The 24,910-nt window shown below is 72.0% G+C and carries 18 protein-coding genes; 8 read left to right on the top strand and 10 right to left on the bottom strand.

Going from position 1 to position 24,910, the window contains the following annotated elements:
* Positions 1 to 7: 7 nt before the first annotated feature.
* Together AB0C12_RS33845 and AB0C12_RS33840 are read right to left on the bottom strand one after the other, a co-directional pair.
* Positions 8 to 1,714 carry a cholesterol oxidase substrate-binding domain-containing protein gene (locus AB0C12_RS33845; protein ID WP_360554019.1) on the bottom strand — a complete coding sequence of 569 codons (1,707 nt, stop codon included), beginning with the start codon at positions 1,712 to 1,714 and terminating at the stop codon, positions 8 to 10.
* A gap of 45 nt (positions 1,715 to 1,759) precedes the next feature.
* Positions 1,760 to 2,821, bottom strand: a complete 1,062-nt coding sequence (locus tag AB0C12_RS33840; protein ID WP_360554017.1) for an acyl-CoA dehydrogenase family protein — start codon at positions 2,819 to 2,821, stop codon at positions 1,760 to 1,762.
* 93 nt (positions 2,822 to 2,914) lie between these two features.
* Here AB0C12_RS33840 and AB0C12_RS33835 point away from each other — a divergent pair, with 93 nt between their 5' ends.
* The 5 genes from AB0C12_RS33835 to AB0C12_RS33815 are packed head-to-tail and all read left to right on the top strand — an operon-like array spanning position 2,915 to position 10,683.
* Complete coding sequence (locus AB0C12_RS33835) at positions 2,915 to 3,793, top strand: AraC family transcriptional regulator (RefSeq protein WP_360554016.1); 879 nt, start codon at positions 2,915 to 2,917, stop codon at positions 3,791 to 3,793.
* Between the two features lie 9 nt (positions 3,794 to 3,802).
* The gene (locus tag AB0C12_RS33830; RefSeq protein WP_360554015.1) at positions 3,803 to 5,272 is read left to right on the top strand and encodes an SMI1/KNR4 family protein; all 1,470 of its coding nucleotides are present in this window, start codon (positions 3,803 to 3,805) and stop codon (positions 5,270 to 5,272) included.
* Between the two features lie 53 nt (positions 5,273 to 5,325).
* Positions 5,326 to 8,109: an AAA family ATPase gene (locus tag AB0C12_RS33825; RefSeq protein ID WP_360554013.1), complete on the top strand. Its 2,784-nt coding sequence runs from the start codon at positions 5,326 to 5,328 to the stop codon at positions 8,107 to 8,109.
* Positions 8,109 to 9,116: an ABC transporter substrate-binding protein gene (locus AB0C12_RS33820; protein WP_360554011.1), complete on the top strand. Its 1,008-nt coding sequence runs from the start codon at positions 8,109 to 8,111 to the stop codon at positions 9,114 to 9,116. Before AB0C12_RS33825 ends, AB0C12_RS33820 begins: the two co-directional genes overlap by 1 nt.
* The gene (locus tag AB0C12_RS33815; protein WP_360554009.1) at positions 9,094 to 10,683 is read left to right on the top strand and encodes an ATP-binding cassette domain-containing protein; all 1,590 of its coding nucleotides are present in this window, start codon (positions 9,094 to 9,096) and stop codon (positions 10,681 to 10,683) included. The genes AB0C12_RS33820 and AB0C12_RS33815 overlap by 23 nt, the downstream gene beginning before the upstream one ends.
* Before the next feature lie 57 nt (positions 10,684 to 10,740).
* On the opposite strand, the gene AB0C12_RS33810 is transcribed toward AB0C12_RS33815, so the two are convergent.
* The 6 genes from AB0C12_RS33810 to AB0C12_RS33785 all read right to left on the bottom strand — a co-directional run bounded on the left by AB0C12_RS33810 (position 10,741) and on the right by AB0C12_RS33785 (position 18,606).
* Positions 10,741 to 12,990 carry a discoidin domain-containing protein gene (locus AB0C12_RS33810; RefSeq protein ID WP_360554007.1) on the bottom strand — a complete coding sequence of 750 codons (2,250 nt, stop codon included), beginning with the start codon at positions 12,988 to 12,990 and terminating at the stop codon, positions 10,741 to 10,743.
* A 367-nt stretch (positions 12,991 to 13,357) separates the two neighbouring features.
* Complete coding sequence (locus AB0C12_RS33805; protein WP_360554005.1) at positions 13,358 to 13,984, bottom strand: hypothetical protein; 627 nt, start codon at positions 13,982 to 13,984, stop codon at positions 13,358 to 13,360.
* A gap of 435 nt (positions 13,985 to 14,419) precedes the next feature.
* Positions 14,420 to 15,007 carry a hypothetical protein gene (locus AB0C12_RS33800; protein ID WP_360554003.1) on the bottom strand — a complete coding sequence of 196 codons (588 nt, stop codon included), beginning with the start codon at positions 15,005 to 15,007 and terminating at the stop codon, positions 14,420 to 14,422.
* 51 nt (positions 15,008 to 15,058) lie between these two features.
* Positions 15,059 to 16,057, bottom strand: a complete 999-nt coding sequence (locus tag AB0C12_RS33795; protein WP_360554001.1) for a hypothetical protein — start codon at positions 16,055 to 16,057, stop codon at positions 15,059 to 15,061.
* Positions 16,054 to 16,383 (bottom strand): PadR family transcriptional regulator, encoded by a 330-nt coding sequence (locus AB0C12_RS33790; RefSeq protein WP_360554000.1) that lies wholly within the window; start codon positions 16,381 to 16,383, stop codon positions 16,054 to 16,056. The genes AB0C12_RS33795 and AB0C12_RS33790 overlap by 4 nt, the downstream gene beginning before the upstream one ends.
* 21 nt (positions 16,384 to 16,404) lie before the next feature.
* Positions 16,405 to 18,606, bottom strand: a complete 2,202-nt coding sequence (locus AB0C12_RS33785; protein ID WP_360553998.1) for an MMPL family transporter — start codon at positions 18,604 to 18,606, stop codon at positions 16,405 to 16,407.
* A gap of 181 nt (positions 18,607 to 18,787) precedes the next feature.
* On the opposite strand from AB0C12_RS33785, the gene AB0C12_RS33780 reads away from it, so the two are divergent.
* Complete coding sequence (locus AB0C12_RS33780; protein WP_360553996.1) at positions 18,788 to 19,960, top strand: histidine kinase; 1,173 nt, start codon at positions 18,788 to 18,790, stop codon at positions 19,958 to 19,960.
* 1 nt (position 19,961) lies between these two features.
* Positions 19,962 to 20,642, top strand: coding sequence for a response regulator transcription factor (locus AB0C12_RS33775; RefSeq protein ID WP_360553995.1), 681 nt, complete (start codon positions 19,962 to 19,964; stop codon positions 20,640 to 20,642).
* Between the two features lie 18 nt (positions 20,643 to 20,660).
* Here the strand turns inward: AB0C12_RS33775 and AB0C12_RS33770 are convergent, their stop codons facing one another.
* Complete coding sequence (locus AB0C12_RS33770; protein WP_360553993.1) at positions 20,661 to 21,575, bottom strand: DUF5996 family protein; 915 nt, start codon at positions 21,573 to 21,575, stop codon at positions 20,661 to 20,663.
* 92 nt (positions 21,576 to 21,667) lie between these two features.
* On the opposite strand from AB0C12_RS33770, the gene AB0C12_RS33765 reads away from it, so the two are divergent.
* Positions 21,668 to 23,929, top strand: coding sequence for a bifunctional diguanylate cyclase/phosphodiesterase (locus AB0C12_RS33765; RefSeq protein ID WP_360554301.1), 2,262 nt, complete (start codon positions 21,668 to 21,670; stop codon positions 23,927 to 23,929).
* On the opposite strand, the gene AB0C12_RS33760 is transcribed toward AB0C12_RS33765, so the two are convergent.
* A complete protein-coding gene (locus tag AB0C12_RS33760) occupies positions 23,878 to 24,891 on the bottom strand; it encodes a hypothetical protein (protein WP_360553991.1) in 1,014 nt (337 codons plus the stop codon). The two genes, AB0C12_RS33765 and AB0C12_RS33760, sit on opposite strands and share 52 nt — an antisense overlap.
* Between the last annotated feature and the right edge of the window lie 19 nt (positions 24,892 to 24,910).

The raw sequence follows: 24,910 nt of genomic DNA, 5'->3' as shown, positions 1-24,910 counted from the left end.
CGAGGCGTCAGGAGCGCAGGAGCCGGTCGAGGAACGGATTGCTGAACACCCGGGCCGGATCCAGCCGGTCCAGCGTCGCCACGGCAGTGGGCCAGCCCGGGCCGAACGAGGACGGCACGGCACGGTCGAGCACGTCGGGATCGCTCCAGGCCGCCTGGTCGGTGTAGGCCCACCCCTTCGACCACTCCACCCGCGTGCCCGGGTGAGCGGTCAGGAGATACTTCTCCACCTCCCGGTAGAAACGGTCGGCGTCGGCCGTACCGGGCAACGTCAGCACATCGATCCAGACCGCCACCTGCCCCGGCGGGCGGGCGGAGTCCGGCCGCAGCGCCGACAGGGCCGGTGCCCGCGCGCCGGGGACGGCCACCTCGGCCGGGTCGTCGACGCCGGTCACCCGGATCTCCACCGCCCCGTTGACCGGGAACCGGCCACGGGACGCGTGAGCCAGCAGCAGCGCGGTGTAGAACTCGGCGAAGGCATGCACGACGGCCTGGACGCCGGAGCGTGGGACCCGTACCGCGTAGCCGTTGGCGTGCACATGCAGAGTCGTCGGGCGCACGTACAGCTGAAGGTTCTTGGCCGCGCCCCACAGGTCGGCCGAGGCGGTGGCGAGGAGGCCGGACGCGGTGGCCGCGTACTGCGCCTGGCCGAGCGCCGGGGCCAGCTCGTACTGCCCGGCCAGGATGCGCCCGGCCAGGTCGGCCACCGGCGCCGGGACGTTGTCACTGAACGGATAGTTGTAGGGCCCGGTGACCGGGCGCGATGTCGGCGGCCGCCGCGGGCTGACGCTCCACACCTTCAGCCAGGGGCGGGCGGTGAACGGGAACCAGATGGCTTCCACCCGTCCGGTCGCCGCGATGAAGCTCTCCAGAGTGCGGCCCCGGGTGCCGGGCGCCGCGAAGAGCTCCGCTGCCGGGATGTCGACCCTGCTCACGCAGCGCAGTCGGGCCAGTGGACCGACGAGCAGCGTGACCTCGGTGAGGAAGGCCCGTCCGAGATTGGTCAGCAGCGCAGCGCAATCCGGGTCGGTCCGCTCGAACGATCGCGTGACGTAGGCGCCGGCACCCGGGTCCCAGACCACCGCGGTCAGCCGCAGGATCAGGTTGCTCAGCGACCCGTAGGTGGTGCCCGGCGGCCGTACCTCCCCCTCGGCCGGCACGGCGGTGCCGTGGGCGTCCACGGCCAGGGCGCCGCCGACCGACAAGTCACCGGGCGCCGGGGTGGCGGTCAGGCCGTAGCCGGCCGCCTCCAGGAAGCCGAGCAGCGCCTCCAGGCCGGCGCCCGCCTCGACGCGTACCGTCGCGGAGCCGGGCTCGGGGCCGGCGCCGCCGAGCTCCATCGCGTTCAGGCGGCGGGTGTCGACCAGCACGACGCGGCTCGCGCAATCGGTGCCCGCGGTCAGGGTCAGCGGTGCCCAGCCGTGCCGGAAGCCCTGCGGGCGCAGCGTGAACCCGTGCCGATGCGCCCAGTTGGCCACGGTCACCACGTCCTGCGCGGTGCGGACGACCGCGGTCCAGACGTCGTCGGCCCGCAGCTCGCCCGCCCAGTTCCGGTAGCTCTGCCGGTAGTGCTCCACACCCGCCGGGAAATCCGGCGGAGCCGGACAGTCGGCGCCGGCCGGGACCGCCTCGTCCCGCGGGACCGGCATCCACACCAGAGCCAGCGCACCGGCGGAAGCGGTGAGCATCCGGCGTCGGGGCAACGGCTGCGTCATCCGACCATCGTGTGCCCGCCCGGAGGCGTCCGCACGTCGATCTAGCTACGGGCCGACGCTGCCGGTCAGAGCGCGACCGTAGCCCTCGACGGCCAGGTACGGGTTGAGCTGCGGGTGCCGGCTCGCGACCGACACGTCCAGCCAGAACCGGCGCAGCGCGTTGCTCGTGCGGAAGCCGCTCGCGCCGTGCAGGTCGAGCATGCGTTCGAGTGCGGCCCGGCAGTCGGCCCCCGCGTCGGCGCGGTCCTGGGCCATCCGGCTGCTCTGCTCGTCGGTGATCGAGGAGTCCGCGTCGATGGCGGCGGCCAGCGCCAGCAGGGTCCGCTCCGCCCGCTGCGTCAGCATGGCGGCCTCGGCCAGCCAGTGCCGGGCGCCGGGCGAGTCGGCCATCCGGGCGTACGAGGTGAAGAACGGCTTGCGGTCCGAGGCGAACATCGCCCGCACCACGTCGAGAGCACCGACGGTCGCGCCGACGACCGGTGCGAGCACGCCGAGACCCCAGAGCTGCAACGTCCTGGTGTCGGGCGGGTAGTGCAGCCGCGGGCCCGACACCACCCGCGCCGAGGGGATCAGCACGTCGTCGGCGACGACCGTGTGGCTTCCGGTCCCGCGCATGCCCGCCACCTGCCAGGTGGGGTCGATGGTCAGCTCGGCCATGGGAAGCACCGTGATGGCGAACGCGCCGTCGACCATGGCGCCGAGACACGCCCACCGGGCGTCCTCGCACCCGGACAGGTAGTCCCACCGGCCGGTCAGCCGGACCCCGTCCGGGCCGGTCGTGCCCCGTCCCGCCGGTACGCCGGCCGCGCAGAAGATCGCGTCGGGGTCGGCGAACACCTCGCCGAGCGTGCCGTCGGTGAAGTCTCCGAAGCTGAGCATCTGCTTGCTGGTCATGCAGGTGCTGGCGACCCAGGCGGTGGACGGGCAGCCACGAGCGATGTCGGCGAGCAGGCGCACGATGGTGGCGGCGTCCTTGCCGGAGCCGCCGTAGGCCGGTGGTGTGCCCAGACGGAAGGCGCCCGCGGACCGGACGACCGCCAGGCCGGCCGCGGTGGGCCGCATCCGTTCCTCGGTCGCCGCCGCGTTCTCCCGGAGAATGTCGATCACTCTGAAACCGTGCCAGCGCGCCGTGGTGACGGCCATAATCGTGCGGCCCTGCTTCATAACGCCGCGGCCCGTCGGCCCGGATACGATCGCGCGGTGGACTCCATCAGCGAGGTGATCGGCGCGATCCGCGCCGGGCGGCCGAGCGCGTCACGGGTGCACATGGACGGCGCGTGGGGCATGAGCCTCCCCCGCATCCAGGGGATCGGCTTCCACGTCGTCCTGCGCGGCACCGGCTGGCTCGTCACCGATTCGGGCAGTCCCCTCCCCCTCCGGGCCGGTGACGTGGTGCTCGTGCCGTACGGCAAAGCCCACGGCCTCAGCCACACCGACCGGGACACGATCCACCGGCTGGCCCCGCTGGAACTTCCGACGACCCGCTCCGGGACCGGGCCGGCGGATTTCGAGGTCATCCTGGGCTGTTACCGGCTGGACCACGGCCGGCTGCATCGCTTCCTGCGGGACCTGCCGCCGGTCATGGTCACGCCGCTGGACCCGCGACGGCATCCGGCGCGGCGTGCGCTCATCGACCTGCTCACCGCGGAGGTCTCGCAGGACCTCCCCGGCACCGGCGTGACCCGGCCCGCCCTGGTGGACCTGGTCCTGGTCGACGCCCTGCGGCACATCGCCGGCGGGAGCGGGCCGGCCGGCCATGACACCGGGATCGCCGCCACGCTGCGGGAGATCCATGCCGAACCCCAGCGGCGGTGGACCGTCCAGCGGTTGGGCGAGGTCGCCGGTATGTCCCGCAGCGTCTTCAAGCGCAAGTTCACCGCCCAGGTCGGCCAGCCCCCGATGACCTACCTGATCGAGTGGCGCCTCAACCGCGGTGCGCGGATGCTGCGCGAGACGAAGGCTCCGCTGGCGACGATTGCCCGCCAGGTCGGCTACTCCAGCGAGTACGCCTTCGCCAACGCGTTCCGGCGCCGGTTCGGCGTGGCACCGGGCCGGTTCCGCGCCCGGATGACCTCCTAGGATCGCGGCGTGGCGGAGATCGACGAGGTGCTGCACCGGCTGGGCCAGGCGTTCGTGGCGGGCCTGCGGGTGCCGGGCTACCAGCTGACCACCGTGCACCAGCACGGCACTCAGAGCCAGACCTACACGACGGCGGGTGAGCCGGCCCGGCTGGGCCGCTGGGACGACCCGGACCTCGGCAACGCCATGGCGGCGCTGCCCGGGGTGGCCGGCCGTGGCCTCGTCGTCGAGATGATCGGTGATCCGGACGGGACCTACACGATCCACTGGTCGCGGGAACTGCCGTCGCTGCCGGCCCGGATCGTCCTCGACGACAGCTATCGTCTGCCCGGACACGAACAGCCGCCGGCTCGTGCACCCGGCACCCCCGATACCGGTGTCACCGATCCGGTCGTGCTGGCCGGGGTCGAGCGGCTGGTCGGCGAGTTCACCGCCCGGCATCATCCGCAGGGGTACGCGCCCGGCTACTCCGAGGAGGAGATCCGGGCCGCCGAACAGCAGCTCGGGGTGCGGCTGCCGGAGGATCTGCGGGCCCTCTACCGGCTGCTCCATGACGACGGCGAGGAGTCGGGACTGCTCGACCCGTTCGTCCTCGCCCCGCTGGACGTGCTCGTCGGGTGGAACCGGACGAACCATCCCGGCTACCACGACGGCTTGTTCGACGACATGGTCATCTTCGAGTGCGTGCCGGCCGGGCATGTGCGGCGGGTGTCGTCCAGCAACGGCTGGGTGATCTTCGCCCGCGACTACGGCATGAACTTCGCCGCCGTCGACCTCGATCCGGGACCGCTGGGCCGCGCCGGTCAGGTGATCACGTACGGGCGGGACGTGCGGGCGCCGGTTGAGTACGTCGCCGCCTCGGTCACCGACCTGCTCCGCCGGGCCGTCGCGACTCTCGACGACGAACGTCCGTCACCACCTGACCCGGAGATCCGGGTGGAGAGCATCGCCGAGCTGCCGGTGACGGCTCAGGGGGTGGTGCTGCGCACCGAAGCCCCGGTCCGCCTGGCCGACTTCGAGCCCTGCACCGACCTCCGCTCGCTGGTGATCCGCGGACCGGTCCCCCTGGTCGACCTGACCCGGTCCGCCGGGCTGCCGATCGAGCGTCTGCACCTGGAGGCGGCCCGATGGGTGCCCGCCGCGTTGCCGCCGACCCTCCTCGACCTCACCTTGAGCGGCAACGACGAGCCGGCGCCGGTGGCCGGGCTGGCCACCCTGCCGGGCCTGGCCCGGCTGGATCTGTCCGGGGCGGCAGTGTCGGACCTCGAGGTGATCTCCACGTTCCCCGCGCTGCGGGTGCTGACCCTCAACGGGAGCCAGTCAACGGACCTGCTGGCCACCGGCCGGTTACCGGAGCGGCTGGCCGCGGCCGGGCTGGGCGGCCCGGCCGGAGTGGGTGACGCCGCCCGTTGGTCGCAGGCCTTCGGGCGGGCCGGCGGCTTCCGCTCCCTCACCGGCGGGCCACCGCCGCGGACGTGAGCTGCCCCTCTTTGCCCTGCTCCATCTGATGGATCTCCTACTATGCTGGTCAGGTGTCCGGCGACTCTGTGCACCTCCACGGCCGGAGGGACGAGCTTCGTGCGCTGGACCGCCTCTGCGAGAACGTGCGAGCCGGTCAGAGTGCCGCGTTGGTCATCCGCGGAGAGGCCGGGCTGGGAAAGACCGCTCTCCTGCGGTACGTGGCCCGGCGAGCGCTTCCGCATTTCCGGGTCGCCCAGATCGCCGGGGTCGAGTCCGAGGTCGAACTGGCCTACGCCGGCCTGCACCACCTCTGCGCACCGATGCTGAGCCACCTCGACGCCCTTCCGGAGCCGCAGCGGTCAGCACTGCGTACGGCGTTCGGACTCGCCGCCGGCCCCGCGCCGGACCGGTTTCTCGTCGGTCTGGCCACTCTGGGCCTGCTGGCCGAGGTGGCCGGTAAGCGGCCGCTGATGTGCCTGGTCGACGACGCGCAATGGCTGGACGGGGCGTCGAGCGAGATCCTCGGTTTCGTCGCGCGCCGGCTGGCCGCGGAGTCGGTGGCCATGGTGTTCACCGTCCGTGACGACGGATCGGGAGCCGACCGGCGTCAGCTGGCCGGCCTGCCGGTGATGTCCCTGGGTGGCGTCTCCGGTGCCGACGCGCGGGCCCTGCTGTCCACCGTGGTGCCCGGGCGGCTCGACCCGCGCGTGCTCGACCGGGTCGTGGCCGAGACGAGCGGCAACCCACTGGCCATGCTGGAGCTGCCCCGGGGCATGAGCCCGGCGGAGCTCGCCGCCGGATTCGGGCTGCCGACGGGCGGCGGAACGGCGGCGGGCCTGGAGAGCCACTACGCCGGACGGCTGCGGGCGCTCCCGGCGCCGACGCAGCAGCTCATGCTGGTGGCGGCCTGCGACAGCACCGGGGACGCCACGACCGTCTGGCGCGCCGCGGCCCACCTCGGCATCGGCTTCGACGCGGCCTGGCCCGAGGTGACCGACGGCCTGTTCGAGGTCGGCGCCCAGGTCCGCTTCCGGCATCCCCTGGTCCGGTCGGCGGTCTACCGGTCCGCGTCGGTGGAGCAACGCCGCGCGGCCCATGACGCGCTGGCCCAGGCGGTCGACGCCGTCGCCGACCCGGATCGCCGCGCCTGGCACCGCGCCCAGGCCAGCTCGGGCCCCGACGAGCAGGTCGCGGTCGAGCTGGAGCGCAGTGCCGACCGGGCCCAGGCGCGCGGCGGATTCGCCGCGGCCGCCGCTCTGCTGGAACGCTCGGCGGGCCTGACGCTCGAGCCGGCCGTGCGGTTCGAGCGCAGACTGGCGGCCGTACGGTTGCACCTGCGCGCCGGCGCGTTCGACACCGCGCTGGCCCTGCTGGCGGCGGCCGAGTCGGAGGCTTCGGACGAGCTGGCCGGGGCTCGCGTCGCGCTGTTGCGCGGGCAGGTGGCGGCGGCGTCCGACGGTGGCGGCGACGCGCCACTTCAGCTGGTCCGGGCGGCCGAGCGGCTGGAACGCCTGGACACGGCCCTGTCGCGGCGGACCTACTCGGTCGCCTGGAACGCCGCCATGTTCGCCGGGCATCTCGCCCGGCCCGGCGGCGGCCTGCTCGAGGTGGCCCGGGCGGCCCGGGCCGGTCCCCGGCCGGATGTTGCGCTGCGCCCGTTCGGCCGCGTCTCGGAGGCGCTGCTCGTGCTGGCCACCGACGGCCGGGCGGCTGCCGAGCCGATGCTGCGCGACGCGCTCAGCGTCCTGCTCGCCAGTGATCTTCCCGCCGAGAACTGGCTGTACCACGGTGCCTCGGCCGCGACGGCGGCGGCGGCGGTCTGGGACCTGGAGAGCTGGAACGCGGTGAGCAGCCGGCAGGCCACGCTCGCCCGGGAGCTGGGCGCGCTCGCCGTGCTGCCGACGGCCCTGAGCGGACTGGCGCTCGTCGCGACGTGGCGGGGCGACCTCGAGACGGCCGTCCGGCTCACGGCCGAGCACGACGCGGTCACGGAAGCGACCGGGACTCGGATCGCGCCGTACGGGGCCATGCTCCTCGCCGGCTATCGGGGGCAGTCGGAGAGCGCGTCCGCACTCCTCGCGGCGACCACGGAGGACGCGATCAGCCGGGGTGAGGGGCTCGGGGTGGACTTCGCCCGGTGGTGCACCGCGATCCTGCACAACAGCGCGGGACGGTATCCGGAGGCGATGGCGGCCGCCCGACCGGCTGACCCGAAGGCGCCCGGGCTCCTCGTCGGCACCTGGATGTTGCCCGAGCGCATCGAGGCCGCGGTGCGCTGCGGGGAACGAGACGTGGCGGTCGCGGCGCTGGCGGAGTTCGAGGCCACGGCGAACCCCGGTGAGCACGGCTGGGGCCGGGGCATCGCGGCGCGTTCACGGGCCATGCTCAGCGACGGCGCCGTGGCCGACGACCTGTTCCGGGAGGCGATCGACCAGCTGGACCGGGCCGGGGTGCGCACCGAGCTGGCCCGCGCCCACCTGGTGTACGGCGAACGGCTGCGCCGCGACAACCGGCGCGCCGAGGCCCGGGAACACCTGCGGACCGCTCACGAGATGTTCGTGGCGGTATCGGCCGACGGCTTCGCCGAGCGGGCCCGCCGGGAGCTGCTCGCGACCGGAGAGCACGTGCGTCGCCGACCGGTCGCCGACCGTACGGAACTGACACCGCAGGAGGAGCACATCGCGCGACTGGCCCGCGACGGCCGCACCAACCCGGAGATCGCGGGAGAGCTCTTCATCAGCGCTCGCACGGTGGAGTGGCATCTGCGCAAGGTGTTCACCAAGCTCGAGATCACCTCGCGACGCGGGCTCCGGGACGCGTTGCCGAGTCATGCCCCGGCGCGGGGGCCGGCGTGATGCCGAGCCGCCCGGGGGGCCTTCGCCGGGTCGCCCTCCTCCTTGCCCTCGCGCTGTCGGCCGCGGCCGGGAGCGCCGGGTGTGGCGGCTCCGATGAGAGCCGGACCACGACCGTCTCCTTCGCGGGCGTGCGGGACCAGGGCGCCACCGGGTACGCCGTGGCCGAGCTGGAGGGGCTCTTCGCCCAGCAGGGGCTGAGGTTCTCGCCCACCTGGGCGACGTCCGGAACCGTGATCATGCAAGGTCTGGTGAGCGGGGACTTCGACGTGGCCGGCCTCGGCCCGGCGCAGCTCTTCGCGGCCATCGGCAACGGCGCCTGCGCTCGGGTGCTGCGCCCGGTCCAGGGCGCGACCTACGGGGTGATCGCGCAGGCCGGCCTGCACCTCGACACCACCCGGCCCTACCCCGAGGTCCTCACCCAGCTGCGGGGAAAGGCGGTCGGGGTCGCTGCCCGCGGCGCCTCGCAGGAGCTGGTGCTGCGGTCGTTGCTGACCACCGCCGGCCTCAACCCGGACACCGATATCAGGTGGGTGGCGATCGGCGGGGGCGCGACCGCCGTCTCCGCCTTCGCCTCCGGGCAGGTGGACGCGGCGATGTCGTACCCGCAGCTCGAGGTCAACCTCGAGGCCCGGGGCACCGCCTTCGACAAGCTGCTGGATCTGGCCGGCCCGGACACTCCCCTGGGCCAGTTCTGGCAGTCCGTCGCCGTCGCCAACTGCGACTGGGCCGACGACCATCCCGGCACGGTGCTGAAGTTCTGCCACGCACTCAACCAGGCATTCACGGCGCTGAAGCAGCAGCCGGACGCCGGGCCGGCGGGGTTCGCCCACCTCGGCCTCGGACCGGATCCCGGCCAGGCGAGGAAACTGTGGGACAGATACCGGACCCTTGTCGTGGACATCCCTGCCCTCACCGAGGAGAACTGGCGCCACCAGGCGGCTTTCACTCCGGACCGGACGACACCGGACTTCTCCGAGTATGTGGTTGACGGCTGCTCGACGGCGTGACACCGGCGTGTGGCTGTGGCGCGTCGCCGTGCCGCCCATCGGTATCGCGCTGTGGTATCTCGTGCACCGGCTCGGTGTGGTCAGCCCGGTCCTGCTGCCCAGCCCGCGCGCCGTCTGGGACGCCGGGCTGCAGCTGCACCACTCCGGCGTGCTCTGGCCGAACCTGTGGTCGACGATCAGCGCGGCCCTCGAGGCGCTCGCGCTGTCGGCCGTCGCCGGCATCCCGCTCGGGGTCCTGCTCGGCATGCTGCCCCGGACGTGGGCCGTGCTGGCGCCGTACCTGAACGCCGTCAACAGCATGCCCCGCATCGCCCTGGCGCCGGTGTTCCTGGTCGCGTTCGGCATCGGGCAGGGCTCCAAGATCGCCCTCGGGTTCAGCGTCGCCTTCTTCATCTTCCTGATGAACGCGTGCAGCGGCGTGCTCAGCACCGACGAGGAGTACCTCAAGGTGTGCGTCGCGCTGGGGGCGTCGCGGTCCCAGCTGTTCCGCAAGCTGTACGTGCCCGTCGCCATCCCGGCCATCGTCGCGGCGCTGCGGCTGGGCCTGGTCTTCGCGCTGCTCGGCGTGGTCGGCTCGGAGATCATCGCCGCCCGGGCGGGCGTGGGTCAGCTGATCACGACGTACTCGGCCACGCTGTCGATGGCCCCGGTCTACGCGCTGCTGACCGTCCTCGCGGCCTTCACCTCGATCCTGACCGTGCTCGTCGGCGCGCTCGAAGGCGCCCTGCTCGGATGGCAGCGAGGTGATCGTGCTCAGGTCCGTAGCCGCTCCGCCCCGGCCGAGCCGGCCGGCGCGCCCACGACGCCCCGTCCGGGCGGCGGTTCTGTGCGGGTCCGCTCGGTCTCGGTGGACTTCGGGCCGCACCGCGTGCTCAGCGACTTCTCGTTGACCGTGCCCGGCGGGCAGTTCGTCGCCGTCGTAGGGGCCAGCGGAGCGGGCAAGTCGACCCTGCTCAACGTCCTCTCCGGACTCACCCCGGTCACCGGAGGCGAGGTCGGCGTGTTCGGCGAACCTCCACGGGCCGGACGGGCGGAGGTCGGCCACATGTTCGCGCGCGACGCTCTCCTGCCCTGGCGCACCGCCCGCGGCAACGTGGAGCTGAGCCTGGAGCTGCGGAGGTGGGCGGCGCCGGTCCGGCACGAGCGCGCCCGACGGATGCTGGAGCTGGTGCGCCTGTCCGCGGTGGCCGACAGATTTCCGTCCCAGCTGTCGCTGGGTATGCGCCAGCGGGTGGCGCTGGCCCGGACGCTGGCGTCCGACCCCGAGCTGCTGCTGATGGACGAGCCGTTCGCCGCCCTGGACGCCCTCACGCGCTCGTCCATCCGTGACATGTTCCTCGACATCTGGGACAACGAGGACCACCGCAAGACCGTCCTGTTCGTGACCCACGACCTCATCGAGGCCCTCGTCCTGGCCGACCGGGTCGTCACGGTCGCCCGCGGTGGTGTCCGCAGCGACGTGGAGGTCCCGTACGGCCGGCCCCGCGATCAGCGGGCCCTGATGGCGCGAGCCGACTTCCGCGCCCTGTACGACCGCCTCCAGGCCGACCTCACCGATGCGGACTGAGACGGCGGCGGCCACCGGTGCGGGTCGCACCGGTGGCCGCCGGGATCACGTCAACGGTCAGGGATACGCCACGACGTTACGGGGAGTGGTGTTGCCGGCCGGGTTGGGGACCGATCCACCGGTGTCGTTGACGACGTTGGCGATGGTGCCGACGTCGCCGAGGGAGACGGTCAGCACGCTGCGGAGCTGGACGCCGGAGCGGTTGGGCACCTCGAACGCCCGGTCGACCCGGACGCTGGGGTTGACGTTGAAGTAGGCGTACGAGCCGCCGCCCCACAGCTGGTGGTCGGTCACCGAGTCGGCGACCTTGTAGGCGGCGTACCCGTTGCCGCGGGGACCGATCCAGGCGGCCTGGTTGGGCACGTCGTACGGCTTCTCGTTCTGGAAGAAGATCGTCTTGCCGCGGTTGCCGTTCCAGATCACCTCGTACTTCTGGTAGTGCTCGACGAACAGGCCGGTGGCCAGGACGTCGTCACCGTTGACGAGCAGACCGGTGTCGCCGGTGTTCACCGTCCAGCCGGTCGGTGCACCGCCGTGGTCGGCCCGCCAGGCCCAGATGTGGTCGATGATCGTGTCGTCGCTGTGCACGGCGAGGGTCGTGGTGGCCTTGCCCTGCACGCTGCTGCCGATCCGGAAGAAGACGTCCTGCAGGCTGGTCGGGTTCGCGGCGTGGTCGGTGTGGACCCCGGCCCGTCCGACACTCATCAGCGTCGGGCTGTTGGTCGTACCGGCGTCGAAGGTCAGACCGCTCACCTTGACCCCGTCGACGTCGGCGACGTTCAGGGCCTCGACCCCGCCCGTCGGGATCAGGGTCGGGAAGCCGATGCCGGTCACCACGGTGTTGGGCCGGGTGACCCGGATGGTCTCGTTGAGCGAGTAGGTGCCCGGGGTGAAGAACAGGTTCAGGCCCTGGGCCAGCGCGGAGTTGATCCGGGCGGCGCTGTCGCTGGGCTTGGCGACGTAGAACTCCCGCATCGGGATCGACGCGCCGGCGGTGTTGGGCCAGTTGGCGCCGGCGGAGTTGCGCCGCAGAGCCGGCACGAAGACGCGGTAGAGGCCGGCGCTGTCCACGTACAGGAAGGGCTTCTCCCGCGAGACCGGGGTGGTGCCCAGCGTGGTGTGCGGCGGGTTCGGGAACGCGTTCGCCGGGGCACCCTGGACGCCGGAGTAGACCATGTTCCAGACGCCGCCCTCCCAGCGGCCGATCCGGCTGTCGCGGGTGTACCACTGCTGCTGGGAACCGGAGGACACGGTGCCGTCGACCACGGCGTCGGCCAGGTAGCCGCCGCTGGAGTAGCCCTGCCCGTTGTCCTGGTTCGAGGGCGCCAGGGTCAGGTTGCCGCGGATGTGCACCCGGCGCATCGGGGCGGCCTGGGAGACGGCCCACCGGTTGGTGCCGCCCTCGGGCACGATCGACAGGTTCTCCATGCTGCGCCAGAAGTTCTGGGTCGCGTTCTTCTCGTCGCCGTAGTTCCACCCGGAGTCGACGTTGATCGCACCGTTGATCGTCACGTCGTCGGGGTTGAGGCCGAGACCGGCCAGCGTGGTGTAGAAGCCGACGTTGGCCCAGACCCGGCCGTAGCTGCCCGGCTTGAACAGGAACACGTGGCGCTGGGTGCCGAACTGCGCGGTCGGGCTGCGCAGCTGCGCGTTGAACGCCTGGTCCACGGCCGACTGGATGGTCGACGCCGGGGTGCCCTGATCGAAGATCCGCACGTTCGGGCCCAGGTCAGGCGTGTCGGAGGTCGGCAGGGCCGGACCGCTGGGGGTCGGGGTGACCGTGGGCGTCGGCGTGGTGCCGCCGGCGAAGACCTGGAACTCCCAGAGCGAGTAGCCGTACGGGGTGGCCCGGGTGGTGCCGTTCATCCGCACGTACCGGCCGCTGCCCGTGACGGTCAGCGTCTGCACGCCGGCCTTGCCCGCGGTGACCGGGGTGATGTTCGTCCAGCTGGTGCCGTTCGGCGAGGTCTGGATGGTGAAGGCCGAGGCGTATGCCGCCTCCCAGTTCAGCACGACCTGGCTGATCGACTGGGTGCTGCCCAGGTCGACCTGCAACCACTGGGGATCGGCGAACGTGCTGGACCAGCGGGTGCCGGCGTTACCGTCGACCGCGGCGGCCGCGGTGAAGGCGGCACTCTCGACGGACGAGGCGGTGGCCGTCTTGCCCTGCGACACCGGGATGTCCGCGGCGCTGGCGTTGGTGGCGATCGAGACGACGGTGGTGCCGAGGGCGGCGGCGAGGACGGCGCTGAGCACCACCCGCCCGCGGTGTCGGCGTTTCTGCGGCGGTGGGGACGTCAGAGTCATGTTTCACCTGTCGGACGGGTTGCCGCGCGTCCGTGGGGACAGACGTACGGCGGGGCGGGGGATGACCGTGCGGTACGGAGCAGAGAGCGCTCTCCGGTGATTGTTACTTCCGTGTTGCGAGACGTCAATATCCCGGCAACAAAGCATGAACAGGTGGGACGGTTCCGGTCCGCCGGCCGGTGCAGGAATGTATTCGAAAAGAGTTAGCGGAAAATTGTTATCCGGCGTTAAGTCTGATTCGCCCGGGTGGCTGGCTACCCGCGGCCGGCCACTCGCCCGGCGCCGTCAATCGCCGGCGGCCACCGAACCGATGCCGCACCGCGGTGCCGTCAGCGGCTGATCGGGGATCCATCCGACCTGGAGAGCTTCAGTTGAAAGGCGGCCGGTGGACGCCGAACCGGGCGTGGATCTGCGAGGACCTGATCTCCGAACGAGCCACGAATATCGCCATCGTCGCCAGCACCGTGACGACGCCGGCGACGCCCAGCCAGGGACCGGCGGCGGGATAAAGATGCGCGGAGATACCGAAGAAGCCCATGGCCAGTCCGCAGGCCAGCGAGGTGAGCATCAGTTCGTGGTACATCCGGTGAAAAATACGGTGCGCCTTGGGCTCCTTGCCGAAGTGCGAGGCCGGTGACCATTTGATGTTGACGTAGAAGCCGGTCGCCGCACCCAGCCAGAGCATTCCGAGCCAGGTGTTCCAGGCCGCCACCTGGCCGAGGAAGTAGGCGGGCGGAATTTCGAGTCCCGCGATCATGAACGGCATGAACGAGTCCAGGAAGGACGGCGCCCAGCGGAGCAGGATGCTCATGTTCACGTAGGTGTAGAACACGCCGACCAGCACCAACGCCAGGCAGACGCTGTGGAAGTAGGCGAGCGGCGAGGGGTCGTTGAAAGTGTTGTCCGCGAGGATCGCCAGCGCGACGCCCTGCAGGATGCTGATGATCGTGGTGAAACAGCTGGACGAGATCTCCAGTGAACGGCGGATGAGCACATCGTGATCGAGGGCCTGGATGGCGCCCCCGCGCTCGGGACGATCATCGGCCGGCCGGGATTGATGATGCCGAGCAACGGAATAGTGATCTCCGCCCGGCCCGCGGTGCGACCGGGTGGTCATTCGCGCCGGCGGCCGGGCCCACTCGTAAGATTCATCGATCACCGCTGTATCTTCGCCCGCCCGTCAACACCGAGCCGCATTCATGGTGCATTTCTGATCTTTGCCTGACCGGGGAAACGCGAAACGGTTACAGAAGGTCGCAGGGCCTTGGCTCGCCGAATACGGGCCGGACGATGCACTTACCGTCAGCCATCTGACGAATACGCCGAGTCCGTTGGACAGCGCCTTTTGTCGGCGCCTGCAACGTTACGCAGGGTGAGTGAGGTGATCTTGCCAAGAGTTCGCAGCCGCGTACTGGACAGAGCCGGATCCTCAGCGCGAGGAGCAGAAAGTCCGCAGGGCGGCCTCGTCGGCCGGGGACATCCATTCGTACGTGCCGCGCAACTGGTCGGCCCGCTGGTCGATGGTCGTGACCGCGGCCGCCATGTCGCCCCACGGCATGCTGATGTGCAGCAGGCTTCGCACGATGCCGGGCGGGAGGTGAACGCTGTCGACGGGCGTCGCGCGCAGCAGCAGGCCGCTGGTGGACACGTCCTCGACCTGGCCCGACACCGCCACCAGCCGCCGGCCCGGCTCGGAGTCGAGCTGGACGGTGCCGGTGGCGGCGTACGTGCCGGGGCGCCGCGTGGCACCGCGGCGCTGGACCACGTCGGTGGGTGCTTCACCGGAAGGCGTGAGAACGCCGTCGCGCAGCTCCGCCTCGACCCAGGTGACGCCGGCGTTGCTGACCAGCTCCAGGACGCCGAAGCGGCGGACGCCCGGGCCGTCGGGGCTGAGCACCGGGATCGGTGGCAGCTCGGCGACGAACTCCGCGCTCACCTCGGCCAGCACGATCAACGCCAGCGGCTGCTCTCCGGGGCAGCGCAGCAGGAGCGTGCTGCCCGCCGGGACTGTGATCATTCCGGAACGGTCTCACGGCCGTCACGCGCCCGGCTGCTCCGCTTTCGAGCATCACCCGGCCGTGGGCACCAGCTTTTCGCGTTCGACGCCCCGGCGGGCCAGCACGGCCGCCACCGCGACCACCGCGAACCCCCAGATCCACAGCAGCTCCAGGCTCTGGACCGAGACCAGCGGCCACTCCGAGACGCGGAGTGCGAGCAGAGTCTCGGCGGTCGGCCCGAAGGAGAAGCCCTCCTCGTGCATCATCGCGCCGCTGATGGGCGTCGGCTCGACGGCGGTCAGGTAGCTCATCAGCGAGACGACGAAGCCGGCCGCGGACGGGATCGCCAGGACCAGGCCGGTCACCGCGAGGATCGCGCTGGTCATCGGACGCCGGGCGAGGCGGATCCGATGGGTCAGGGCGACGCCGATCAGCCAGCCGGCCGTCATGCCCAGCAGGACACCGGCGATGGTCAGCGGCAGGTAGGCGGCGGGCCGCAGCGGCCAACCGCTGACGCCGATGGAGACCCCACCCTGGGCGGGATCGGACGCCGAGTGGATGTCGAACCGTACGCCGTCCTTGGTCGCCGTGTAGCTGTAGCCGGTGACCAGGCCGCCGAAGTGCACCGGGGTGGCCTGCCAGCCCTCGGCGACCAGCTGCCGACGGCTGTCCTCGACCGCCCGGCGAACCGCCGCGCCGTCCGGCAGGGTCTCCCCCGCGAACACGTAGCGGCTGGTGCGATCGGCGTGGATCTCGCCCGCCGGCAGGATCCGCTGGGCGTCCGGCAGCGCCGGGTATCCGGAGGTGCCGGCCCAGGATCCGACGGCCGCACCCAGGGCACCGCCGATCACCAGGGCCAGCACGGCCAGCACCAGCGCGAAGGGGCGGCGCACGGGCGGGCGGAACCGCTCGCGCAGGCCGTCGGCCACCAGCCGCACCTGATCCCGGCGGCCGGGGCGGCCGCCCGGGGCCATCTCGATCATGGTCGCGATCAGCTCCGGGCCGTAACTGCGCCGGAGCCGGGCCGGGTACGCGGACAGCAGGTGCCCGTAGCCGCCGACACTGCTCACGCGGCACCTCCGGCGATCCCGGGACGCAGGCGCAGCTGCTCGTCGGCGGCGGCCGCCCGGCGGCGCAGACGCCCGGCCTGCTCGGCCAGGGCGGCGGCACCGCCGTCGCTGAGCCGGTAGTAACGACGCAGCCGGCCGTCGACCGGCTCCTCCCGGTCCACCGCGACCAGACCCTGCTGGTCGAGCCGGTCGAGCGCCCCGTAGAGGGTGCCCGGCCGCAACGTCACCTCGCCGTCGGACAGTGCCGACACCGCCTGGACGATCCCGTATCCGTGCAGCGGCCGGGCCGCGAGTGCGGTGAGGATGAGAAATGTTGGTTCCTGCATGCCGTCACGCTACAGCGGTCGTTATATATCGGCAACCGTAGTATCGCGGCCGGTCGTCGGACCTTGATCCGATGGACGGCGGTCGCTGTGGGCGAGCTGCTCGGCCAGCCGCCCGCCTTCGACGTCGACGTTCGGCAGGATCTTGTCGAGCCACCGCGGCAGCCACCACGCGGACCGGCCGAGCAGCGACAGCACAGCCGGAACGATGGTCATGCGGACCAGCAGGGCATCAACGGCGACGCCGAACGCGAGGGCGAATCCGAGCGACTTGATGATGATGTCCTCGGCCAGGACGAAGCCCGCGAAGACGCTCATCATGATCAGCGCCGCGGCGGTGACGACCCGGGCACCGTGTTTCATGCCGGACACGACGGCCTCGTCCGGGGCCGCGCCGCGCGCGTACTGCTCCCGGGCCCGGATGATCAGGAACACCTCGTAGTCCATGGCCAGGCCGAACAGTATGCCGATCAGGAAGATCGGGATGAAGCTGACGATCGGGCCGGTCGACGCGAGGCCGACGGCGCCGGCCAGGTGACCCTGCTGGAAGATGAAGACGAGGGCGCCGAACGAGGCGGCCACCGACAACAGGAACCCCACCGTCGCCTTGATCGGCACCAGGATGCTGCGGAACACCACCATCAGCAGGATGAACGCGAGGCCGACCACGACGGACAGGTAGGGCAGCAGCGCGTCGTTGATCTTCTCCGACACGTCGAGGTCGACCGCGGTCCGGCCGCTGACGGCCAGGGTCGCGCCGCCGGTGGCCGCGGTGAAGTCGGCCTGCCGGGTGCGGATGTCGTGCACCAGCTTCTTGGTGTCCTCGCTGCTGGGGCCTCCGCGGGGAAGGACGGTGAGGGTGGCGGTGTCGCCGGCCTGGTTCGGCCTCGCCGCGGAGGCGAGCACCACACCGTCGAGACCGGAGATGAGCTGCTGGGCCCGCTCCCCGGCCGGTGTGACCGTGCCGGCGGCGGCCTCGACCACGATGAGCAGGGGGCCGTTGATGCCCGGCCCGAAGGCCCCGGCGAGCTGGTCGTACGCCTTGCGCTGGGTGGACGCCGGGGACGCGGTGCTGTCGTCGGGCAGAGCGAGGTTCAGGTCGAGTGCGGGGATCGCCACGACACCGAGGGCGACGACCGACAGAATCAGCGCCGGGATGCGATGCTTCACCACGCCGCGGGCCCAGCGCTCGCCGTACGGGATCCTGGTGGGTTGGTTGCGCCTGGGCCGGACTCTGCGGCCGGCGAAGCCCAGCAGGGCGGGCAGCAGCGACAGACTGATCACGACGGCCGCGGCGACCGCGCCGGCGGCGGCGACGCCCATGGCGGCCAGGAAGGGGATCCCGACCACCGCCAGCGCGGCCAGGGCGATGATGACGGTCAGGCCGGCGAAGACCACGGCGGACCCGGCGGCGCCCGCGGCGCGACCGGCCGCCTCTTCGCCGTCGTGGCCGGCGGCGAGTTCGTAGCGGTAGCGCGACAGGATGAACAGGGCGTAGTCGATACCGACGGCCAGGCCCAGCATGGTGGCGAGGTCGGCGGTGTTCGAGGTCAGGTCGAGGAAGCCGGTGGTGATCCGGATGCCGAGAAGGGCGATGGCGACACCGATGACCGCGGTGAGCACGGGCAGCCCGGCGGCGACGAGTGAGCCGAAGGTGATGATCAGGACGACGGCGGCCACGAGGATGCCGAGCCCCTCGGCGGCATTGCCGGCTTCGGCCCGCTCGGTGACCTCTCCGGAGTATTCGACGCCGAGGCCGGCGCGTCGTGCGCTGTCACCGGCGGCGAGCAGCGCCGCGCGGGAGGTGTCGCCCACCTCGGTCGCGTCCACCGCGTAGGAGACGGTGGCGTAGGCGGTCTTCCCGTCCGGCGCGATGGTCTTCGCCTGGTACGGGTCGGCGACCGTCGTCACCTGGGGCGCCTGGCGCAGAGCGGCGACCGCGGCCCGCACGGCGGCCTGCTGGTCCCGGCCGGCCAGCGTGGCATCGCCGGAGACGGTGAACACCACCCGCGCCGAGGCGGTGTCAGCGCCCTCGCGGAACTTGTCCGCCACCACATCCAACGCCTGCAGCGACTCGGTGCCGGGGATGGACAACTCGTCGCTGGTCGGCCCGGACAGTTGGGCCGCCCCGACCCCGAACAGGCCCAGGAGCAACACCCATACGACCAGCGTCAGCCGACGGCGCCGGAACGAGAATCGTCCCAGGCGGTACAAGATGGTCGCCACGAATGTCCTCCGTCGGTCGCGTGGCCCCGGTTCAGGAGCGGTTCCACGATCGCGGCCGGCACCGGGTCACGTCGTCCCGTCAACGCAGGCAACCGGGTACTGCGAACGCAGTAATCGCGCGGCGTGGTGATACCGCGCGCACAGGTCGATACGAACCGGCCGCCGCACTACCGTCGTGATCATGGACGCGTCAGTCAGCCAGTGGAGGCCCCGGTACCTCGACCGCTACAGCGGCCCGCTGGGCGACGTGGTGCTGGCCGCGGCCGGGTTCGCCCTCGTGCTGTATCTGGGCCCGACCCCGGTCCACGGCGGTACGGCACTGCTGGCGGCGGCGTGCGCTGTGCTGATCCTGGCGCGCCGCCGGTATCCCGTACCGGTTCTGCTCGCCGGCGGCGGGATCTTCATGCTCACCACCGCGCTGAGCCGGCCACCGGACGGGATGTTCATCGTGGCCGGCGTGCTGACGTACTCGGCCGGGGTGGCCAGCCCGCTTCGCCGGCCCTGGCACTACGCCTCGTTCATGTGGGGCTCGCTCATGCTCACCGGTACGGTGGTGTACCTCGCCGACTGGTGGAGCGCGGACCAGTTCACCACGTTCGCGATCATCTTCGGGGGCGCCGCCGCGGGAGACTCCATCCGGATGCGCCGGGCGTACATCGCGGAAGTCACCGAGCGGGCCCGGCAGGCGGAGATGAACCGCGAGGAGGAGACCCGCCGCCGGGTCATGGACGAGCGGCTGCGCATCGCCCGGGAGCTGCACGACGTCGTCGCCCACCACATCACGGTGATCAGCGTGCACGCCGGCGCGGCCAACCACGTGCTGCGCAACGAACCGGACAAGGTGTGGCCCGTCCTCGGGCACATCCGCGGCGCTGCCGACACCGTGCTGGAGGAGCTCAAGTCGGTGATCAGTGTGCTGCGTGACCCGAACGAGGCCCGCAGCACCGAACCGGCGCCCGGGGTGGAACGCCTGCCGGAACTGCTGGCCGGGCTGAGCGCCATGGGATTCGCCGTACGGCACCGGCAGCGCGGCGAGTCCCGGCCGCTGCCCGCGGTGGTGAACCTGGCCGCGTACCGCATCGTGCAGGAGGCGTTGACCAATGCCCACCGCTACGGCGACGGCGACGCCACCCTCGATCTGGAGTACACCATCGATACCGTGACCATCGAGGTCACCAACCGGGTGGCCCGGTCCGGCGGCGGCGGGACCGGCTCCGGCTTCGGCCGGCTCGGCATGCAGGAACGAGCCGCGGCCGCACACGGCACGATCGTCGCCGGGCCGGTCGACGGCGGCCTGTTCCGCGTGCATGCCGAGCTGCCTGTCCGTCCACCCGTCACCCTGAGGGAGATGTGACGTGAGCATCCGCGTTCTGCTGGCCGACGACCAGGCGCTCATCCGCGCCGGTTTCCGCATGATCATCGACGCGGAGCCGGGGCTGGAGGTCGTCGGCGAGGCCGCCGACGGCCGGGAAGCCGTCGACCTGTGCCACCGGAGCCGGGTCGACGTCGTGCTCATGGACCTGCGCATGCCGGTCCTGGACGGCATCGAGGCGACCCGCCGCATCGGCGCCGACGAGCGCCTGGCCGGCGTCCGGGTGCTGGTGCTCACCACGTTCGACAACGACGACAACGTGCTCTACGCCCTGCAGGCCGGGGCGAGCGGCTTCCTGGGCAAGAACGTGGCGCCCGGCGACCTGGTCAACGCCGTCCGGGTGGTCGCCGGCGGCGAGGCACTGCTGTCCCCGCGGGCCACGAGCGGGCTGATCAGCCGGCTGATCCACCACCTCCAGCCACCGGTCCGGGAGCTCCCGGAGCTCGCGCTGGTCACCGACCGGGAGAAGGAGATCCTGCTGCTGGTCGCGCACGGACTGTCCAACGACGCCATCGCCGAACGGCTCCACCTGTCTCCGCTGACGGTCAAGACACACATCAACCGCACGATGATCAAGCTGAACGCGCGCGACCGGGCCCAGCTGGTGGTGATCGCCTACCAGCACCACATGGTCGGGCCCGACGACATCCTGCCCGAGAACTGACGACGCGGGACGCCGGCGTCAGCCGATCGTGGGCCCGTCGAGCGCCCGGCGGTCCCAGCCGCCGAGGTCGGCGGCGGCCTCGTAGGAGGAACGCAGGAACTCGGTGAGCACCGCGTCCGGGTCCTTCGCACCGGCCACGGCCTCGTACGGCAGCAGCAGCTCCCGCAGGTCGCGGTCGTAGTACGCGGCCTGCGGGCGGACCGGCCGCTCGGCGTAACCGGCGGGCTCGACGTAGGCGTACGAGTAGAAGGCGCCCTCCTCGCCGCCGCCGGGCCAGAAGCCGAAGCTGGCCAGCTCGTGCGAGTAGCCCTCCCGCATCACCGACGGCGGGCAGTTCGGCGCACCGCCGGGGTGCGGCGGGGCGATCCGGCCGGAGAAACGCGTGTACGCCAGGTCCATCGCGCCCCAGAAGAAGTGCACCGGGCTCGCCTTGCCGACGAACCCGGAGCGGAACCGTCCCAGGACCTCCTCGGCCCGCAGCAACTGCCGCCAGAAAAGCTGCGCGGCCTCCCCGTCGTACGCGTCGTGCACCTCGTCCTCGGCGAACGGGATGGCCCGCTCGACCTCGTTGGGCACGGCGTGGATGGTCGTCACCACGTCCAGCTCGGCCAGCGCGGCCATGGTCCGGCGGTAGAACGCGGCGACGGATGCCGGCTCCAGGGCGACGGCCCGGGTTCGCCCGTCCGTGGTGCGCAGGTGCAGCTGGTGGTCGAGGAAGTCGAACTCGATCTCGAACCCGCCGTCCCGGTACGGAACCAGCGACGTGGTCAGCCCGCGGGCGCTCGGATACAACGTGACGTGCCACCAGTGGTTGACCGCGGGCGCGTGCGCCATCCGGATCTTCCCGACGATCTGCAGCCACATGTGCAACGTGTCCCGGGTGTCGGCCCAGTCCCCCACCCGCAGCCGCGGCCACTGCTTGTCGTCTCGCATCGCACCAGACTGGCACACACGGGACGCTACCGGCCCGGGCCGGTCCCGCCCCGGCTCATGTCATCGACCCGGCGGTCGATGAATCACCCGTGATGGGTCGACAGCGGCAGGTGATCGCGTTGGTCGCGTTGTGCCTGGCGACCGGCGTGCCCATCATCGCGCTGTCCGGCGGGCCCTTCGCCCCGTACACACAGCTGGCCAGCAGCACGCTGGCCTGCCTGGCGGCCGCCCTCTGCGGCACGGCCGCGCGCCGCGCCACCGGTACGGTGCGCGGCGGCTGGGTGCTGCTCGCGGCCGGTTGCCTGTGCTGGGGCCTGGGCAATTTCTACTGGTCGTGGTGTGAGCTGGTCGTCCACGCCGAGGTGCTGTTCCCCTCGCCCGCCGACGCCGGCTACCTCCTGTTCCCGCTGTTCGGCACGGCCGGGCTGATGCTGGTCGCGGGCTGGGCGTCGGCCGGCTCGCGCCTCACCGTGCTGCTCGACGGTCTGATCGCCGGATGCGCGCTGTTCGTGGTGGGCTGGGTGGTCACCGTACGGTCGGTCTGGCAGGCCGGCGGCGACTCGGCGTTCGCGTTCGTGGTCTCGCTGGCCTATCCGGTCGGCGACATCGTGCTGGCGACCATGGCGGTGCTGGTGGCCGGCCGGATGCGCCGCGGTGGGCGGGGCGTCGGCCTGCTGCTGGTGCTGGGCCTGGTCGGCATGGCCACCTCGGACGTGATGTTCGCGCTCGACACCTCGGCCGGCACGTACACCACCGGGCAGGCCTCGGACGCCGGCTTCTTCGTCTGCTTCGCGGCCTGCGGAGCCGCCGGCTGGACGGCGACGCGGCGGCCGATGGTGTTCGACGGCGCCGGCGTGATGACCCGATGGCAGATCATGCTGCCGTACCTGCCGTTCGGGCTGGCCGGCTGCGTCGCCGCCGGGCAGATTCTGAACGGCGGTCAGGTGGACGCGGCCGAGGCGCTGCCGCTGCTGGCCGGGCTCATCATGATCCTGCTGCGACAGCTGTCCACGCTGCTGCACAACGCGAGACTCGCGAGGCGCCTGCAGCACCAGGCGTACCACGACCCGCTCACCGGGCTGGGCAACCGCGCGCTGTTCACCGAGACGCTGCAGAGCGCGCTGACCTCGGCCACACCGGCCGCGGTCGTGTATCTCGACCTCGACGACTTCAAGGTGATCAACGACTCGCTCGGGCACGACGCCGGCGACGCCGTGCTGCGCGCGGTCGCCGACCGGCTGCGGAGCTGCTTCGCGCAGCCGGACACGGTCGTCCGGCTCGGCGGTGACGAGTTCGCCGTGCTCACCTTCCGGGTCGACGCGCTGCCGGCGCAGGCCGAGCGCCTGCTGACCGAGCTGGCCGAACCGCTCCAGGTGGGCGCTCGCACCGTCCGGGTCAGCGCCAGCGTCGGCCTCGCGATCAGCGACGGCGGCCCGACGCGGCCCGAGGACCTGCGCAAGAACGTCGACCTGGCGATGTACGCGGCCAAGGCGCAGGGCAAGAACAGGTACGCCTTGTTCACGCCGTCCATGCGACACGACTTCGACCGCGAGCTGATGTGGCGCGCCGAGCTGCACCGGGCGCTGACCGACGAGGCGTTGCACGTCGCCTATCAGCCGATCGTCGGGATCGGTGATCGCCGGGTCGTCGGGGTGGAGGCGCTGGTCCGCTGGGACCATCCCGTCCTGGGCTCGGTGGCGCCGGACCTGTTCATCCCGGTGGCCGAGCGGGCCGCCCTGATCGGCGAGCTCGGGATGTTCGTGCTGCGGCGGGCGTGCGCGGAGTTCGCGGCCTGGCCCGGCGCTGCCGAGGCGTACCTGTCGGTCAACGTCTCGCCGCTGCAGATGCTCAGCCCGCGGTTCTGCGACCGGGTGGCGGACACGCTGGCCGAAACCGGGCTGCGGCCGCAGCAACTCGTCCTCGAGATCACCGAGAACGCGCTGGCCGACGAATCCGAAGTGATCGGCACGCTGGTGCAGCTGCGAGCCACCGGCGTGCGGGTGGCGATCGACGACTTCGGGACCGGCTACGCGTCGCTGCGGTACCTGCACCGCTTCCCCGCCGACATCGTCAAGATCGACCGCACGTACGTGCAGGACATCACTCGCGACCCGGCGGCCCTGCGGATCGTCGGCACACTGTGGCAGCTGTTCCACGCGATCGGGCTGACCGCGGTGGCCGAGGGGGTCGAGGATCCGGTCCAGGCGGACATGCTGATCGAGCTGGGTTGCCCGCTCGGCCAGGGATTCCTGTTCGGTCAGCCGGCACCGCTGGCCGGCCTGGCGATCGCGGCCCCTGAGCCTCAGTCCTCCGGGGCGGGCAACGGGCCGCCGCCGGCGGTCAGGCGCGGGTAAGGGTCGCCCGGCGGCACCTGGCGGAAGGCCGTCCCGGGGTCGGGGATCATGCGCAGCGGGTATCCGGAGTAGACGGTGTAGCGGCGCGGGATCAGCACCGGTGTGAGCACCTCCTTGACCGCGGCCAGCCGGTCGTCGGCGAACGCGGTGATCGGCCCCGGAAAGCGCAGCACAGTCGCCGGGCCGGCCGGCAGCACGGCGAGACCCTGTGCCGCGGCCCGCGCACGGAAGGCCTCCCGGCCGCCGAGGCGGGCCAGGTGGCCGCCGGTCAGCAGATTCCACCAGTAGTAGCCGCGCACCCGCTGCCGGGTCAGCGTCGCCGAGGTCCGGTGGTCCATCGTGTACCAGGCGTCCCAGGGCGACAGGTGCGGTCCGGTGCGGTCGTAGGTGACCCCGCCGGTGCAGAGATCGAGCGGCTGCTGCCACGCCAGTAGGAGCTCGGCCACTCGTTCGGCCGCGTCGTCGGTCTCGTCCGGCTCCCACAGCTCCCCGACCGGCGACAGCGACAGGCTCAGGGCCGCCGCCGGCTGGAACGGTTCCCGCCACGCCTCGAAATGCCAGCGCTTCTCGTCGTCGCGGGTGCCGAGGTTCACGGTGAAGACGTCCGGCCGGCCGGAACGCAGGGCGGCCAGCAGCGCCTCCCGGGCCGCCGGGCTCCAGTCCCGCTGCTCGCCCGATCCGGCGGTGGACCACGCGACCTGCCGGATCGTCACCGGCAGCGTGCTGGTGTCGGCCACCGCCGCCGCCATCCCGGCGATCACCTCGTCGATCCGGTCGGCGAAGGCCGCGAGGGTCAGCAACGAGTCGAAGTAGGCCAGCACGGACGGGCGGGGCGCCGGCGAGCGGCGGGGCTCGCCGACGAAGCGGTGGACGCCGTCGAACTCGTGGCTGGGCATTTCGGCGCGCTGGTCGTACAGCGGATCGGCGGCCCGTTCCCGGGCTCGCATCTCGTCGGGGTCCATCCGGTCATCCTCTCGCAGG

Origin of the sequence: Actinoplanes sp. NPDC048967, assembly GCF_040649415.1 — a bacterium.
Taxonomy (GTDB): Bacteria; Actinomycetota; Actinomycetes; order Mycobacteriales; family Micromonosporaceae; genus Actinoplanes.
The sequence above is the reverse complement of the archived record's forward strand: the minus strand, read 5'-3'. Positions and strand labels throughout refer to the sequence as shown.